General features: G+C 50.0%; 13 protein-coding genes. 4 read left to right on the plus strand and 9 right to left on the minus strand.

Annotated elements, in window-relative coordinates; translation table 11 throughout:
* Nucleotides 1-224 precede the first annotated feature (224 nt).
* On the minus strand, nucleotides 225-713 hold the full coding sequence (locus DBY97_RS11155) for a GNAT family N-acetyltransferase (protein ID WP_036472879.1): 489 nt from the start codon (nucleotides 711-713) through the stop codon (nucleotides 225-227).
* Nucleotides 714-843: 130 nt separating this feature from the next.
* On the minus strand, nucleotides 844-2,373 hold the full coding sequence (locus tag DBY97_RS11160; RefSeq protein ID WP_107858372.1) for a helicase HerA-like domain-containing protein: 1,530 nt from the start codon (nucleotides 2,371-2,373) through the stop codon (nucleotides 844-846).
* A 241-nt stretch (nucleotides 2,374-2,614) separates the two neighbouring features.
* On the opposite strand from DBY97_RS11160, the gene DBY97_RS11165 reads away from it, so the two are divergent.
* Both DBY97_RS11165 and murI read left to right on the plus strand, forming a co-directional pair.
* Nucleotides 2,615-3,844: a multidrug effflux MFS transporter gene (locus DBY97_RS11165; protein WP_107858373.1), complete on the plus strand. Its 1,230-nt coding sequence runs from the start codon at nucleotides 2,615-2,617 to the stop codon at nucleotides 3,842-3,844.
* A 61-nt stretch (nucleotides 3,845-3,905) separates the two neighbouring features.
* A complete protein-coding gene (gene murI, locus DBY97_RS11170) occupies nucleotides 3,906-4,715 on the plus strand; it encodes a glutamate racemase (RefSeq protein ID WP_049331752.1) in 810 nt (269 codons plus the stop codon).
* A 71-nt stretch (nucleotides 4,716-4,786) separates the two neighbouring features.
* Here murI and DBY97_RS11175 read toward each other — a convergent pair whose 3' ends face one another.
* The 5 genes from DBY97_RS11175 to DBY97_RS11200 form a co-directional block, all read right to left on the minus strand.
* Nucleotides 4,787-5,326 (minus strand): hypothetical protein, encoded by a 540-nt coding sequence (locus DBY97_RS11175; RefSeq protein WP_049331754.1) that lies wholly within the window; start codon nucleotides 5,324-5,326, stop codon nucleotides 4,787-4,789.
* Between the two features lie 147 nt (nucleotides 5,327-5,473).
* The gene (gene xth, locus DBY97_RS11180; protein ID WP_107858374.1) at nucleotides 5,474-6,244 is read right to left on the minus strand and encodes an exodeoxyribonuclease III; all 771 of its coding nucleotides are present in this window, start codon (nucleotides 6,242-6,244) and stop codon (nucleotides 5,474-5,476) included.
* A gap of 167 nt (nucleotides 6,245-6,411) precedes the next feature.
* Nucleotides 6,412-6,690, minus strand: a complete 279-nt coding sequence (locus DBY97_RS11190; RefSeq protein WP_107858376.1) for an ArsR/SmtB family transcription factor — start codon at nucleotides 6,688-6,690, stop codon at nucleotides 6,412-6,414.
* A 415-nt stretch (nucleotides 6,691-7,105) separates the two neighbouring features.
* Nucleotides 7,106-8,887: an extracellular solute-binding protein gene (locus DBY97_RS11195; protein WP_070607349.1), complete on the minus strand. Its 1,782-nt coding sequence runs from the start codon at nucleotides 8,885-8,887 to the stop codon at nucleotides 7,106-7,108.
* 99 nt (nucleotides 8,888-8,986) lie between these two features.
* A complete protein-coding gene (locus DBY97_RS11200) occupies nucleotides 8,987-10,189 on the minus strand; it encodes a YihY family inner membrane protein (protein WP_070587597.1) in 1,203 nt (400 codons plus the stop codon).
* 99 nt (nucleotides 10,190-10,288) lie between these two features.
* On the opposite strand from DBY97_RS11200, the gene wrbA reads away from it, so the two are divergent.
* Nucleotides 10,289-10,894, plus strand: coding sequence for an NAD(P)H:quinone oxidoreductase (gene wrbA, locus DBY97_RS11205; RefSeq protein ID WP_070587595.1), 606 nt, complete (start codon nucleotides 10,289-10,291; stop codon nucleotides 10,892-10,894).
* 210 nt (nucleotides 10,895-11,104) lie between these two features.
* Nucleotides 11,105-13,282: a TonB-dependent siderophore receptor gene (locus DBY97_RS11210; protein WP_070587591.1), complete on the plus strand. Its 2,178-nt coding sequence runs from the start codon at nucleotides 11,105-11,107 to the stop codon at nucleotides 13,280-13,282.
* A 191-nt stretch (nucleotides 13,283-13,473) separates the two neighbouring features.
* On the opposite strand, the gene aroG is transcribed toward DBY97_RS11210, so the two are convergent.
* Both aroG and DBY97_RS11225 read right to left on the minus strand, forming a co-directional pair.
* Nucleotides 13,474-14,517 (minus strand): 3-deoxy-7-phosphoheptulonate synthase AroG, encoded by a 1,044-nt coding sequence (gene aroG / locus DBY97_RS11215; RefSeq protein ID WP_070587588.1) that lies wholly within the window; start codon nucleotides 14,515-14,517, stop codon nucleotides 13,474-13,476.
* Nucleotides 14,518-14,794: 277 nt separating this feature from the next.
* On the minus strand, nucleotides 14,795-15,472 hold the full coding sequence (locus DBY97_RS11225; protein ID WP_107858377.1) for a TIGR02117 family protein: 678 nt from the start codon (nucleotides 15,470-15,472) through the stop codon (nucleotides 14,795-14,797).
* Nucleotides 15,473-15,899: the final 427 nt, after the last annotated feature.

Here is a 15,899-nt window from a genome sequence, read left to right on the forward strand (position 1 = left end):
CCTCCCCAACCCTCCCCCGCGCGAGCGCAGGAGAGGGAGTTGGAAACCGGTCGTTTTCAGTTTTTCAGACGGCCTATCCGCTCCGTCATTCCTGCGCAGGCGGGAATCTTTTTTCGGCTGCGGAAATGGTGGTTTTATCCGCTGCTGCCCGTGATTCGGAGCAGATTCCCGCCTGCGCGGGAATGACGGCGGTTGGGGTTTCAGGCTGCTTTTCAGACGGCCTTTTACCGAATCGTTTTGCTGTAAATATATTGCAGCCCCTTTGTGCCCATAAAGGTTCGCCCCGTATCGGCAAATCCGCAGCTTTGGTACAGGCCGATGGCGGCGCGGTTGGCGTGGTGTACGCCGAACACGATTTCGTCGCAGTCGGGCAATATGCTGCGGATGAGCGGCGCCAATTTATCGTCAGCCAGCGCCGCGCGGGCGCAGCCTTGACCCTGATATGCGGGGTTGACCGACATCGAGCGCAGCAATACGGCGCGGGGGTTGGCGCTGTAAGTAAGGCGGTCGCTGCCTTTATCAAGGATGAAAAATCCGATGGGGCGGTTTTGGCACAAAATGGTTACGGCCAAACAGTCGGGCGCGGCGAACCGGCCGTTTTGCAGCCGCTCTTGGGGCGAAACCGAGTATTGTGCTTGCTCTCCGTGCAGACGGTAGTCCAAATCGGCGGCGTGTGCGGGGTCGTACAGCACAAGGGTAACGGTTTGGGGCATGGCGTGTTTTCCTGTTTGGCGGGCACTTGGCTTGTTTTCAGGCTGCTTTGAGGCCGTCTGAAAGCAAGGTGTCGGATACAAGTATCCGACTTGCGGCTATTGCAATAAAGGCAGTATGTTTGCAGGCTGATTATTTGAACATATTTTTAATAATGCCCATTACGCTGCGTGAAATGGCGTTGGTTACTTGGCGGTTGATTTGGCTGCCGATGGCGTCGGCAACGTTGTAGCCCAAACCTTGGCCGGATTTTTTACGTCCGCCGCTCAAACCGCCGATCAGTCCGCCGAGGATGCCGGGATCGGCATTGGCAGCTTCTTTTTCTGCGGCTTTTTGTGCTTTTTCCTGCTCTTTGGCGGCATTTGCGGCTTCTTTTTCAGCGGCAGCCTGGCTATCTACTTCGGCCAATGCTTCAAAAGCGGAGTAGTTGTCCACCATGTCTTTATAGGTTGGATACAAATCATCGTTTTGGAACAAGCGGTTGCGCTCTTCGGCGGCAAGCGGGGTCAGGGCGGATTGCGGCGGCAGGATGAGGGCGCGTTCTACCGGCTCGGGCATACCTTTTTCATCAAGGAAGGAAACGAGGGCTTCGCCGACGCCGAGTTCGGCAATCGCTTCGGCAACTTTGATGTTTGGGTTGCTGCGGAAGGTTTCGGCAGCGGCTTTGACTGCTTTTTGGTCGCGCGGTGTGAAGGCGCGCAGGGCGTGTTGCACGCGGTTACCCAGTTGGCCGAGGATGGTATCGGGTAAGTCGAGCGGGTTTTGGGTGACGAAATATACGCCCACGCCTTTGGAACGGATCAGGCGCACGACTTGTTCGATTTGTTCGACCAACGCATTGGCGGCATTGTCGAACATCAAATGCGCTTCGTCGAAGAACATCACGAATTTTGGTTTGTCCAAATCGCCGACTTCGGGCAGGGTTTCAAACAACTCCGCCAACATCCACAGCAAAAACGCGCTGTACATACGCGGCGAGCGCATCAGTTTTTCGGAGTTGAGGATGTTGATGATGCCTTTGCCGTTGTCGGTTTGCATCCAGTCTTGCAGGTTGAGGGAAGGTTCGCCGAAGAATTTTTCTGCACCTTCGTTTTCCAAAGTCAGCAGTTGGCGTTGAATCGCGCCGATACTGGCGGCTGAAACGTTGCCGTATTGTGTGCGGTATTCCGAAGCGTGGTCGGAAACGTGTTTCAACATGCTGTGCAGGTCTTTCAAGTCCAAAATGTGCCAGCCTCTGTCATCGGCAACTTTGAACACGAGGTTGAGCAGGCCTTCTTGCGTGTCGTTCAGATTCATCAGGCGGGCCAAAAGCATAGGGCCCATTTCTGAAACGGTTACGCGTACGGGAATACCGGTTTCGCCGTAAACATCCCAAAAGCGCACGGGGAAATTTTGCAGCCAATGTTCGCCCAAATCAAACTCGGCAATGCGTTCGCCTACTTTGCCGCTGTTGGCACCGGCTTGCGCGATGCCTGACAAATCGCCTTTGACATCGACCAAAAATACAGGGACGCCTTCGCTGCTGAAGGCTTCCGCCATGCGGCGCAGGGTAACGGTTTTACCCGTACCGGTTGCACCGGCGATCAAGCCGTGGCGGTTGGCCATTTTGCCTTGGATTTCGAGCGTTTTCCCGTCGGCACGCGCAATTTGAAATGTAGTCATGATTATTCCTTAGAATCCGTGATGTGAAACAATTTGTTGTCTTAAAAAACAAGCATTTTAACGTTTGCGGCGAGGGGATTCAACCAAGCAAAGTTTCAGACGGCCTTAAGTTTTGCAAAGGTTTTTTTGCAGTGATTGGACAAGGTTGAAATCTGCTATAATTCCATCCAATCCGCAACCGTCTGACAAGGCGGTTGTTTTCTTTGTTTTTTGAATATTTTTTACGAAAGCGAAAGTCGGAATGACTGCACAACAAGCCCCTTTGGGCGAAAAAACCATGGCCGTGCTGATGGCGATGTTGGTCGCGCTGATGCCGTTTTCTGTCGATGCCTATCTGCCTGCGATTCCCGAAATGGCAAAGTCGCTGGGTTCGGACATCCACCGTATTGAGCAAAGCCTGAGCTTTTTTATGTTTGGCGTGGCGTTTGGTCAGGTGGTCGGCGGTTCGATTTCGGATATTAAAGGCCGCAAACCTGTCGCCTTGGTGGGCTTGAGCATTTACTTTGCCGCCGTTATCGGTTTGACGATGGTGAATAATGTCGAGCAGCTGCTGAACTTGCGTGCCTTGCAGGCGTTTGGCGCGGGGATGACCGTGGTGATTTCCGGTGCGATGGTGCGCGATTATTATTCCGGACGCAAAGCCGCGCAGATGTTTGCCTTAATCGGCATCATTCTGATGATTGTGCCGCTGATGGCACCGATGATTGGTGCAGGCTTGCAGAATTTGGGCGGCTGGCGCATGATTTTCGGTTTTCTGGCCTGTTATTCGCTGCTGCTTTGGGGTTTGATGTGGTATTTCCTGCCTAAGCCGCACCAAAAAGGCAAAATCAGCATGGACGTGTTCGGCGTGGTGGCGGGCAGGTTTAAACGCGTTTTGAGAACGCGCGCCGCAATGGGCTATTTGTTTTTCCAAGCTTTCAGTTTCGGTTCGATGTTTGCCTTTTTGACCGAATCGTCGTTTGTGTACCAACACCTGTATCATGTTTCACCAAACCAATATGCTTGGGTATTTGCGCTTAATATCATTACCATGATGTCGTTTAACCGCGTTACCGCATGGCGTTTGAAAACCGGTACGCATCCTCAAAACATCCTCAAATGGGGCATTATCGTCCAATTTGCCGCCAATCTGCTGATGACGGTTTTGGTGTTGTCGCTGTCTCTGCCGCCTTTGTGGGCTTTGGTGCTGTGCGTGATGTTTTCAGTCGGTACGCAAGGCTTAGTCGGTGCGAACACTCAAGCCTGCTTTATGAGCTATTTCAGCGCAGAGGGCGGCAGCGCAAATGCCGTTTTAGGCGTGTTCCAATCCCTTATCGGCGCATCAGTCGGCATGGCAACGACTTGGCTGCACAATGGTTCCGCCTTGGTGATGGCCGGTATGATGTTGAGCTCGACCGTATGCGGTATCGTGCTGTTGTGGATTTGCTCGCATCAGGCTTGGGTGGAAAACGATAAAAAAGAATATGTTTAACCTTCAGGCCGTCTGAAAAACGGTTTCAGACGGCCTTAACTCTATATTAAAGAAATTAACCATGAGTACCAGCAAACAACGCCCCATCGGCGTATTCGATTCCGGCGTCGGCGGCTTGACCAACGTCCGCGCCCTGATGGAACGCCTGCCGATGGAAAACATCATCTATTTCGGCGATACCGCACGCGTCCCCTACGGCACCAAATCCCGCGCCACCATCGAAACCTTCGCCATGCAGATTGTCGATTTCCTGCTGGAAAACGATGTCAAAGCACTCGTCATCGCATGCAACACCATCGCCGCCGTTGCCGGACAAAAAATCCGTCAAAAAGCAGGCAATATGCCCGTATTGGACGTCATCTCCGCTGGTGCAGAAGCCGCTTTGCAAACCACCAAAAACAACCGAATTGGCATTATCGCGACCAACACCACCGTCAACAGTAATGCCTACGCGCGCGCCATCCATTCAAAAAACAACGACACGCTGGTGCGCACACAAGCCGCGCCCCTGCTTGTGCCATTGGTGGAAGAGGGCTGGCTCGATCACGAAGTCACCCGTCTGACCGTACGCGAATACCTGAAGCCGCTCTTGGCCGACGACATCGATACGCTGGTGTTGGGTTGTACCCACTTCCCACTGCTCAAACCGCTTATCGGCCGTGAAGCACAAAACGTCACCTTGGTCGATTCCGCCATCACCACCGCCGAAGCCACCGCCAAAGCCTTGGCGCAAGCAGGTTTGCTGAATACAGAAAACGACAACCCGGATTACCGCTTCTACGTCAGCGACATCCCACTGCGCTTCCGAACCATCGGCGAACGCTTCTTGGGTAGAAGTATGGAGCAGATTGAGATGGTTACACTGGGTTGATTAGAAATATTAAAGGCCGTCTGAAAGGTAAAAATAAGAAGGTCGTCTGAATATTAACAGACGACCTTTTTTCATATTTTGGTTTTCAATAGACGTAAAGACATTAAAAATCTTACAAACCTAGATTTATCAGCGTAGCCCATAACAACATTTTTTGATATAGCCATTTCAATAACTGTATCAGCATATCTTATTTGTTCATTAATACCATTAGATGGTTTTATTTCATCATGTGCATAAAATATAATAACTTCATGACCAATTTTAAAAAGGTTAATATCTTTTCTGTTATTTGTATAGATACTTTCATTCCATGTTCGGCCATCAGGCAATATCAGTTCGAATGAATTAACTGAGTCTTGGCTATCTTGGCCTGCTTTATAGCATCTTTTTATTACTCCTCTAATAATATTTGTTTTCATCACTTTGTTTTTTATATTTTCCCACCAGAGTTCAGATCCATATAACCCTAAATTCCCTTTTAAACCAACATGCGGCTTATTGGGGTCTAGGGTTACTTGTTGAACCAGATGCATAAAGCTTGGATCTCTTTCTATTTCAATAGAAAGATCATAGACTAATTTAAAATCCTCATTAATATCTAGTAACATATGTACTCCTAAATTTTCAAACTTTGTTCTTATTGTAATCTCAAAAACAAATAGATTTGAGAATTCAATCTATATTTTATTGTGCACAATACCAAGGCCGTCTGAAATTCAGTTTTCAGGCGGCCTTATTGTTTATTCACTCAAAATCTAACAGTCAAACTCTGCAATTACCGGCGCATGATCACTGGGGCGTTCTTGGGCGCGGGTTTCTAAGTCGACAGTGACGTCGGTGAGGGTGGCGGCGAGTTCGGAGCTGCTGAGGATGTGGTCGATGCGCAGGCCGAGTTTGCGTTGGAACATGGCGCCGCGGTAGTCGAACCAGGTGTAGAACGCGCCTTCGGGGTGGATTTTGCGCAGGCTGTCGGTCAGGCCGAGGTCGAGCAGGTTTTTAAACCATTGTCTTTCGATGGAGGAGCAATGGATTTTTTCGTGCCATTTTTCGGGGGCGTAGCAGTCAGCATCGGCCGGGGCGATGTTGAAGTCGCCGAGCAGGACGAGTTTGGGGTGTACGGCCATTTCGGCGCGGACGAATTCGGTCAATGCGGCAAACCATTGTTCTTTGTATTGGAATTTTGGGCTGTCCAGGGCTTCGCCGTTGACGCAATAGACGTTGATGACGCGCACGCCGTTGATGGTGGCGGCGATGACGCGGCGTTGCGGGTCGTCGGGAAGGGCGGGCAGGCCGCAATGTACGTCTTGCGGTTCGTGGCGGCTGATGATGGCGACGCCGTTGTAGGTTTTTTGGCCGCTCCAGACGCAGTGCCAGCCCATCATTTGCAGGGCGGAGGCCGGGAATTTGTCTTGGTCGAGTTTGAGTTCTTGTAAGGCGAGTATGTCGGCTTGGTGGTCGGCCAGCCAGTTTTGTACTTGGGGCAGGCGGACGTTGAGGGAATTGACGTTCCAAGTGGTGATTTTCATGATGTTTCCGTGTGTGCTGTTGGGTGGGAGGGCGGCGGATTGCGCCTGTGGGCATGGGCGGTATTGTATAGCGGATTGGTTTATTTTTCGATATGGGTTGAAAGTAGCAGACCGTCTGAAAGCTGATGTTTCAGACGGCCTTGATGTTGTGATGTGGAATCATTTATTTATTCGGCTTGGTCTTTGAGCGTGCGCAGGGTATTGAGGATGGTGGTGGCTTCTTCGGAGATAAGGCGGTATTCGATGATGCGGTGGTAGCGCGTGAAATCGATGATGCCTTCGGTGCGCAGGCGTGCGAGGTAGTTGGCGATGCCGGTTGGGGAGGAGTCGAGTGCCTGTGCCAGTTCGGTAATGCTGCGGTCGCCGTCAAGCAGCAGAAAAAGGATGGCCATGCGTTCGGGATTGGCAATCAGTTTGAGAATGGTAGAGAGACGCTTGATTTCCATATTATTGTTCCTTTTGTCTGTTATATGAATGCTTGATTTAGGTTAAATTTGGATGATTGTAGTTTTTATTAAGATTAACCTTATAATTCAAACTCTTACCTTGCAGTGTACACGGTTTTGTAAAATTTGAGGGTATTGTTTTGCAATTTTTTTGTTCATTTTCGATATTTTGCTTTGGTTGTGAAACTGGATTGAAAAGAGATGAAAAGGCCGTCTGAAATGTTCCGTTGCAGATGATTTTGCTGACGGATGTTTCAGACGGCCTTTGATTTGGCTTTAAGTTGTTTTTTCTTTTATGTTTGTTTGGAATCAGCCGATTGATTGTTTTTAAACAAACAAATAGGTTTTATGATTCTATGCTTAAGACCACACGCCAAGGGCTTGTCAGACGCTTGGACGTGTTGTCGAAATGCGACTACTTTTTCTTCCAGCCTGCGGTCATGGCGAAGGTAATGGGGTCGTAGTATTTCGGCAGCTTGGACGGAATGCCCACATCGTTACGGTACACGACGCGATAGCGGTCGGCGAACCAGTTTGGAACGATGGTGTATTGGTGGCGGATCAGTCGGTCAAGCGCGCGCGAGGTGGTTTGCAGCTCTTGGCGGTTGGTAAAGCTGTTGAAATGGGTCAGCAGTTTTTCGACCGCAGGATGACAGACGCCGGATAGGTTGCGGCTGCCTTCGGTTTTGGCGGCGGCGCAGCTGAAGTAGTCGTATTGCTCGTTGCCGGGACTTTCGCTGTTGCCGTAGTAGCCGGTGGTTACGTCAAAATCGAAGTCGTTCATGCGTTTTTGGTACACGGCGGAATCGGCGGTGCGCACGTTCATGGTAATACCGATTTTGGCGAGGTCGCGCTGCCATTTAGCGGTAATGCGTTCGTAGTTTTTGCTTGGGGCGAGGAATTCAAAGGTCAGCGGTTTGCCTTGTTTGTCCACTGCTTTGCCGTTTTTGTATTGATAACCACCTTTTTCAAGCAGGGCGCGTGCTTTGAGCAGGTTCGGGCGCACGCCCAGTTTGGGGTCGGTAACCGGCGGCATAGGGACGTCTTGATCCAATACGCCATCGGGCAGCTTGGTGCCCAATGATTTGAGCAATGCGGTTTCCGCGCTGTCAGGCTTGCCGGTTGCGGCCATGGTGCTGTTGGTGAAGAAGCTGTCGGTGCGGCGGTATGCGCCGTAGAAGATGCGGCTGTTGACGCTTTCGTAGTCGAAGCTTTCAATCAAGGCGCGGCGGACGTAAATATTGTCCAAGGGCTTGTGGCGCATATTGATGACGAAGCCTTGCATGCCGGCTGTGCTGTTTTGTACCCATTCGTGTTTGGACAGATTGCGTTTCTTGAGGACTTCGTCGGAGTAGGCGCGCGCCCAGTTGCGGGCGACGTTTTCTTGTACGAAGTCATATTGGCCGCCTTTCAGCCCTTCGATGCGGACAACTTCGTCTTTGACGTATTTGATACGGATGTGGTCGTAGTTGTAGCGGCCTTTGCGCACGGGCAGATTTTGCGCCCAGTAGTTTTTGTCGCGGACAAACTCGCTGATGCGGCCGTTTTCGGCTTTGGCAAAACGGTAGGGGCCGGAACCGATGGGCAGGCTGTTGGGAGCGGCGGCCAGGCCTTTGGGATAGCTTTTATGCGAGAAGACGGGCAGGCTGCCGAGAATCATGTGCAATTCTGAGTTGCGCTGTTTGAAGCGGAACACGACGGTGCGGTCGTTGGGCGTTTCCACTTTGGCCACGTCGCTCCAGTAGAAGTGGTACATGGGTGCGGCAGCTTTGTCTTTAGTCAGGATGTTAAATGAAGCGGCAACGTCTTTGGCCAAAACGGGGTCGCCGTTGTGGAATTTGGCTTTGGGGTTGATTTTGAAGGTAACGGAAAGGCCGTCCGGCGCCAGGGCGATGTCTTCGGCAATCAGCCCGTAAACGGCGTAAGGTTCGTCCATGCTTTGCTCGGTCAGGGTGTCGAGCGTCAGCATGCTGATGCCGTATTCGTGGTTGCCTTTGAGGGTAAAGGGGTTGAGCGTGTCAAAAGCACCGAGGAAAGGCGTGGTAAATGAGCCGCCTTTGGGAGCGTTGGGATTGACGTATTCGAAAGCGGTGAAGTTGGCCGGATATTTGGGTGGTTGGCCAAGGCCTACGCCGTGGGCGGCGAAGGCGGCAGATGGAATCAAACCGAGCAGAGAGAGTAGGGCTGGTGTTTTCATCTATTTTTCCTTGTAGGTCGAATGTAGTATTCAGTAGTGTGCCGATTATAGCAAAGGCCGTCTGAAACTTGATATTTTTGGTTTCAGACGGCGTCAGGTTTAAGAGGATTGTTTTTTTGTATGGGCGCCGAACTCGGCAAGCGTCATGTTCAAGGTTTCCAAGCAGGGCTGCATGATGTGGTCAACCGTTTGATTGACCTTGTCTTTATTAAGCGTTTGCGGACGGTAGACAAAGAGTTTGAACAGCTCCGCCAAGTCGATGGACTCCGCTCCCATTTTCAAGACCCAGCCTTGACGGCCGGAATAGACATAGCCGTGTCGCGCCAGTTTTTCCAAAAGCTCACCCAATTCGTCAAAGCCCATATTGATATGCCGTCTGAACTCCTGCACCGGCAATGCCTTGCCGTTTTGTTGGGCAGAATCCAGCAACAACAGGATTTTCAATACATCATCAAAGCGGCCGCGCGCATCCAGACTGCGGCGGAACGCTTCACCGCGCCAGTAGGATAGGGACGAAGTCAAAACCGCGCCGCCCAATACCAGCGTCCATAATAGGTTGAGCCACAACAGGAAAAACGGTACAGCGGCAAATGCGCCGTAAATTGATTTGTAGCCGTCAAAGTTGCCCATGTACCAAGCGAACAAAAAGCGTGCCGTTTCCAAGCAAAACGCCGTTACAGCCGCGCCGACCAAAGCATGGCTGGCAGGCACGAAACGATTGGGCACAAAGCGGTATAAACCCCACAGCAGCAGCGTAATAAATGAAACCGTAGTGATAGCCCTCAGCCATTCCGAGCCGCCCACTACTTGCACCTGACCGATTACGACCGACAAGCCCACGCCCAAAGACAAAGGCCCAAACGTCAGCAACGCCCAATACACCAAAAACTGCATCATCCAAGGCCGTTGCGAATTGACGCGCCAAATCCGGTTGAACGCATTGTCTATCGTCCGAATCAGCATCAGCGAGGTTACGACCAACATCACACTGCCGATCGCCGTCAGCTTGGTGGCCTTATCACGGAACGCATTGATGTAGTCAAACACCATATCCGCGCCCTGCGGCACAATGGTGCGGTTGATAAAAGAGACAAATTCCCCCGACCATTGGTCGAAAACGGGGAAGGCCGAAGCGATGACGACCATCACCGTCAACACGGGTACTAAAGCCAAAAGAGTCGTAAACGTCATGCTTGCCGCCACCTGCGGCACACGCTCCTCATCAAAACGGCGCACGACAAACCAAGCGAACGCCACGCCTTTACTCTTTAAAAAACCTTGCCACCATTGCGAAAACGGCATAACCTTTTCCCACTTTTAAATTGAAATTTCTTCTTTTCAGACGGCCCGAGTATTCAAAAGGCAGTCTGAAACCTGACAGCATTGTAACGGAAACCCCAAATGAACCCAAATCCTCTGAAAATCCTCGTTCTCTTTTATTCCCAAAACGGCAGCACGCGCAACCTTGCCCGTCAAATCGCGCGCGGTATCGAAAGCGTGGACGGTTGCGAAGCCGTATTGCGTACCGTTCCCAAAGTTTCCACCGTTTGCGAAGCCGTTGAAAAAGCCATTCCCGACGAAGGTGCGCCATATGCGACTGCCGACGACCTCAAAAACTGCGCCGGCCTCGCGCTCGGCAGCCCGACACGTTTCGGCAATATGGCCGCCGCGATGAAATACTTTATCGACGGAACCATTCCCCTTTGGCTCGGTGCAGAACTCGTCGGCAAGCCTGCCACCGTATTCACCAGCACATCTTCGCTGCACGGCGGCCAAGAAAGCACCTTGCTGACCATGATGCTGCCCCTGTTGCACCACGGCATGGTCATCAGCGGCATTCCATATACCGAATCCGCGCTCAGCAATACCCAAAGCGGCGGCACGCCTTACGGCGCAAGCCATGTTTCCGGCCACGACGGCAAGCCGGCATTGACTGCCGAAGAAAACGACATTGCCTTTGCACAAGGTAAACGTTTGGCAGAATTGGCACGAAAATTGGCAGACTGATTTTTTGCGATAAGAAGATTAAGGCCGTCTGAAAACCTGATGATGCGGGTTTTCAGACGGCCTTTTTAGTTAATTAGGACTAGATTAAAAATAAATATTTTGAATTAAACGAACTACTTAGAAAATAGGGGCTAGAGTATAGTTTCATCGGACTACATCTTTTTGATAGAATCTGCCACCAAATTAAAACATCAGCTAACTGGAGAAGCTATGTCACTACCCGTATTTCCCTATGGCAAATTAAGCTTTGCCGTCAGTCTGGCGCTGTGTTCGGCGTATTCTTTCGCAACCGAAGTAGAAAATACCCAGCCGCAAGAGCGTGTCGATTTACCGACAGTTACCGTCCAAGGCGTCGGAAAACAGACTACTTCCAACTACACCATTCCCGCTTCCTCTGCCGCGACAGGCATCCGCCTGACCCAGCGCGAAACGCCGCAGTCCTTGTCTGTCGTTACCGAAAAACAAATGGACGACCAAGGTTTGGATACCTTGCAGGACGTGTTGAAGCAAACACCGGGCGTGTTCCACAGCAAAATGGGCAACAACGTATCCGGCCACAGCCAATTTATTTCGCGCAGTCAGGCGATTGACAGCATTTCCGTAGACGGCGCGCCCAAATTCCTTTACGACGGTAAAGCCATCCGCCGCGGCACCAACAATCTGGACAGCACATTGTACGAACAAGTCGTCGTCGTGCGCGGCGCAAGCGGTTTGTCCAACGGCGGTATGGGCGAGCCGGGCGGTACGGTTGCTTTGGAACGCAAAAAACCGACTGCCAAGCCAGCCATCAGTGTGGAAGCCGGTGTCGGTTCGTGGAAACACTACCGCTTCGTCCTTGATGCCAATCAGCCTTTGAATGCAGACAATACCTTGCGCGGCCGCGCTATTTTGGTCAGCGACCATGGCGGCGATTACCTGCCGAGTACATCGCGCCATAATCACACTTTCTACGGTACTTTGTCTTACGATATCACGCCGCAAACCCAATGGCGCCTCGGTACGGAAATACACCGTTTCCGCAATACCGGCAGCTCGCGTTTCAGCTACCTGACCGCAGCAGGCAATCGTAAAGACGGATTCAAACCGTTTGAGTCTTCGCCACGCAGCAATTCGTCCGCACGCTGGGCATACGGCAAAGACACCAGTGCCGAAGTGTTCACTTCCCTCAGTCATGAGTTTGACAACGGCTGGAAACTGACAGGCGATTACAGCCATGTTTCGGGTAAAAACGACATCGTTTCAGGCATTGCCGGTACATTTGAAATCAATCCTGATTACTCTGCACTTTTCACTTCAGACCGCGACCGCAGCAAATACCGCGATCAGAATTTTGCGCTGGCCTTGGACGGCCATTATCCAGCGTTGGGCCGCTCGCACGAGTTTAATGTCGGTATCAGCTATCAGGACAACAAAGAAAACCTTTCTTTCTATGAAGAAGGCGAATCGACGATTCCTGATTTACGTAAATTTGACGGCAACATCGCCAAACCCGATATGCCGTATCTGCGCGATGGTTTTTCACGCATGAAAAACCTGTCGGTTTACGGCTCGACCCGTTTCAAACTGACCGACAAGCTCGCCTTTATCGGCGGTAGCCGTTTTGTGGATTGGCGTTACCGTTACAGCACCAGCCGTAACAAATTCGCACATAGCAGCCATAAACAAAACGTTTTCATTCCTTATTTGGGCGTAACCTACGACATCGGCGACAATCTGACTGCCTATGCGTCTTACACCACCATTTTCCGTCCGCAAGTGCGTTACCTGACCAAAGACGGCGCGGCGCTCAAACCGCAGCGCGGCAAAACTTACGAGACCGGTTTGAAAGCGTCATGGTTTGAAGGCCGTCTGAATGCTTCCGCTTCCGTCTTTATGAACAAACGCGACTATTTGGGCGTTGTCGCAGGCAAATTCGCGAATGGCGAGGAATACTACCGTGCAGCCGACAACACCACAACAAAAGGCGTGGAACTCTCTGTCGGCGGCCGCCTGAGTGATAAATGGCTGCTGAATGCGTCTTATGCACGTTCCAAAATCAAAGACAGCGAAGGGGTTCAACTGCATCCGTCTTATCCGGTTCATTTGTTCAAACTCTTTACCGCGTATGACGTAACCGACCGTTTGAACCTGGGTGCCAACGTCAACTGGCAAAGCCGCAGCCATACGCTGGATGAATACCCTGCAGACATCAATCCGGCTGCTGCCGCCGCATTGACCCAACGTCCGTACGCCACGCTGGATTTGACCGGTCATTACAAAATCGGCAAATCCACCCGCATCAGTTTGGACTTTAAAAACGTCTTTAACAAACGCTATCGCACCATGCCGGATATTCACGTTTACGGCACGCCGCGTAGCGTGACTGCAACGGTTAAACATACGTTTTAATTGAAAAGAAAAGTAGAGTAGGCCGTCTGAAAACCTGAGTGATCGGGTTTTTCAGACGGCCTGAATATTCTCTAACATACTGTTTTTATGTTGAACCTGACTAAAAATTGCTCGGGATCTTGAGCAAAGAAATCAAAATGACAGACGCAAAAAAGACCGGAACATATCCGGTCTTTTAAATGGTTTCACACTTACGCTTTGTAACCTTTCGCTTCGGCAAGCAGGGCCAGCAATTCTTCAGTCGTATCCCAACCGATGCAGGCATCCGTAATACTTTGACCGTAAACTTCAGGCTTGTCTTGGCGGCCTTCAACCAAGTGGCTTTCCACCATCACGCCCATGATGTTTTCTTCACCGGCTTTCAGCTGCTCCGCAACATCGCGCGCTACATCCATTTGTTTGCGGAAGTCTTTACGGCTGTTGGCATGGCTGCAGTCCACCATCAGTTTGCTGCTCACGCCGGCTTTTTGAAGCTGCGCAACCGCGTCTTTAACGTGTTCCGCGCTGTAATTAGGCTCTTTACCGCCACGCAAAATCGCATGGCAGTCAGGATTGCCGCTGGTGTGGACAATCGCGGAATGACCAGCTTTGGTTACAGACAGGAAGTGGTGCGGATGATTGGCGGCACCGATGGCGTCGATGGCGATTTTCAGATTGCCGTCCGTACCGTTTTTAAAACCGACAGGGCAGGAGAGGCCGCTGGCCAATTCGCGGTGTACCTGGCTTTCAGTCGTGCGTGCACCAATCGCGCCCCAAGAAATCAGGTCGGCATAGTATTGCGGCGTAATCATGTCCAAGAATTCAGTCGAAGCAGGCATGCCCATTTCGTTCAAAGTCAGCAACAACTGACGCGCTTGGCGCAGGCCGTAATTGATGTCAAACGTACCGTCCAAGTGCGGATCGTTAATCAGGCCTTTCCAGCCAACGGTTGTACGCGGTTTCTCAAAATACACGCGCATCACAATCAGCAACTCTTTCTCATATTTTTTGCGCAAGGGCAGCAATTTTTGCGCATATTCAACCGCCGCCTTAGTATCGTGAATCGAGCATGGGCCGATGATAACCAGCAAACGGTTGTCGCGGCCGTGAACCAAATCTGAAATCTCATGACGTGTTTTATAAACCAAATTGGCAACCTGAGGCGTAACAGGCAGCTCATACAAATGTGCAATTGGAGGGAGTAACTCTTTGACTTCTTTGATTTTAATATCGTCGGTAGGGTGATGTTGGGACATGATGGGCTCTCTTGTTTATTTCTGATACAGGTTACAGGTTTTAGCAGAATTAAACAAGGCTTAGTTTTTTGTTTTAGCAATTTTATTCTAAAATTTCTTTATTTTAATTATTTTATGGAATTTAAAATTAGTTTATTTATATAAATTAGAATTTAATTCTATTAAAAATTTCATTTATATAATAAAGGGCTTTGAGCTTTTATCAAAATACAGGCCGTCTGAAAAAGTTCAGACGGCCTGAAGTTTTACATAGACCAAAAATTGAGAAGCGTGGAGACTATCGGTATTGTTCCAGCAAGGGCGAAGAAAAAGGAGTCCAATACACGCCTTTCAGGCCGCTTTCAACCAATTTGTCATTCAACCAAGTGTTACAAGTATTGAATAAATGATAGCGTCCTTTGGCTTCGTAAAAAGCATCGTTAGATTGATGATGGATTCCTTTTAGCAAGATGGGGTGCCCATTTTTTTGTTGAAAACCGGCCAAGAGTGATTTTGTTAAATTCCTGTATTGCTCAGGCGTGACCAAAAATTTGACGACGTGGCTATTTTCTCGTGGTTCAAAAGGATAATAAGTAACATGAATCAGCATACGGTTCAGCCCGCTTAATGCACCTAAAGCATTGGAGAAAGTCAAATCTTTCCACTCAGGCGTGTATAAATAAAAATTGCGCTCCCCCCAGCCTAAACCGATATGCGTTATCTGAGGATCAGCAGTGAGCGTGTCTTTTGGATTGACGACATCCGACCAATCAAAAATATCATTCTTCAGCGGCATGACTACATCAGTATGCACGCCGTTACTGACCAAAAATAAAATAATTTCCCCTTTGGGCTGCTCTTCATTAAGCGGCAATGAAGCCATCATCCAAGCAGACAAAAAATACAATAGGGCAAAAATAGGGATAATCAGCGCTATTTTGCCGATTTTTTTGAGGATGTGAAGGAAGGAACGCATTCGTTTTCTAAAGGTGATTAAGTTTGAAGGTGTGTATTTTCCATTAAATTTGTATTTTTTTCATTAGAAATGAGTGGGCGGTATAGTTATTAAAAAAATAGTTAGATTTAGAAGTTGATTCACGCAAATTTCTTAAAAATTTAATCGTAGAGAGTTTTAAGGTTTGTTGATAAGGGGATTAAAATCAACAGGATTTATTACCTTTCAGACGGCCTTATTTCCATTTAGCTCATTCGCTTTACCATCAGCATAATCCAAGTTAATATATCAAATTCATTGTCATTCTAAAATTTTTCTGTCATGACCGCCCGCCAATCCTACCACCTTACCTTTGCCCGTTTTTCCCCTTCACTTTCAGTCCGCTCCTTTAGCGCATCCGAGGCGGTCAATACCGCTTACCGTGTCGAAATTACCGCCACCTCGACCG

The organism is Neisseria subflava (genome assembly GCF_003044645.1).
Lineage (GTDB): Bacteria > Pseudomonadota > Gammaproteobacteria > Burkholderiales > Neisseriaceae > Neisseria > Neisseria subflava_B.

Bases quoted from the DNA above. Each gene is read 5' to 3' on its own strand.
- DBY97_RS11165 (WP_107858373.1), top strand. From the start codon at position 2,615: ATGACTGCACAACAAGCCCCTTTGGGCGAAAAAACCATGGCCGTGCTG.
- xth (WP_107858374.1), bottom strand. From the start codon at position 6,244: ATGAAAATCACCACTTGGAACGTCAATTCCCTCAACGTCCGCCTGCCC.
- DBY97_RS11160 (WP_107858372.1), bottom strand. From the start codon at position 2,373: ATGACTACATTTCAAATTGCGCGTGCCGACGGGAAAACGCTCGAAATC.
- wrbA (WP_070587595.1), top strand. From the start codon at position 10,289: ATGAACCCAAATCCTCTGAAAATCCTCGTTCTCTTTTATTCCCAAAAC.
- DBY97_RS11190 (WP_107858376.1), bottom strand. From the start codon at position 6,690: ATGGAAATCAAGCGTCTCTCTACCATTCTCAAACTGATTGCCAATCCC.
- aroG (WP_070587588.1), bottom strand. From the start codon at position 14,517: ATGTCCCAACATCACCCTACCGACGATATTAAAATCAAAGAAGTCAAA.
- DBY97_RS11155 (WP_036472879.1), bottom strand. From the start codon at position 713: ATGCCCCAAACCGTTACCCTTGTGCTGTACGACCCCGCACACGCCGCC.
- DBY97_RS11195 (WP_070607349.1), bottom strand. From the start codon at position 8,887: ATGAAAACACCAGCCCTACTCTCTCTGCTCGGTTTGATTCCATCTGCC.
- DBY97_RS11200 (WP_070587597.1), bottom strand. From the start codon at position 10,189: ATGCCGTTTTCGCAATGGTGGCAAGGTTTTTTAAAGAGTAAAGGCGTG.
- murI (WP_049331752.1), top strand. From the start codon at position 3,906: ATGAGTACCAGCAAACAACGCCCCATCGGCGTATTCGATTCCGGCGTC.
- DBY97_RS11225 (WP_107858377.1), bottom strand. From the start codon at position 15,472: ATGCGTTCCTTCCTTCACATCCTCAAAAAAATCGGCAAAATAGCGCTG.
- DBY97_RS11175 (WP_049331754.1), bottom strand. From the start codon at position 5,326: ATGTTACTAGATATTAATGAGGATTTTAAATTAGTCTATGATCTTTCT.
- DBY97_RS11210 (WP_070587591.1), top strand. From the start codon at position 11,105: ATGTCACTACCCGTATTTCCCTATGGCAAATTAAGCTTTGCCGTCAGT.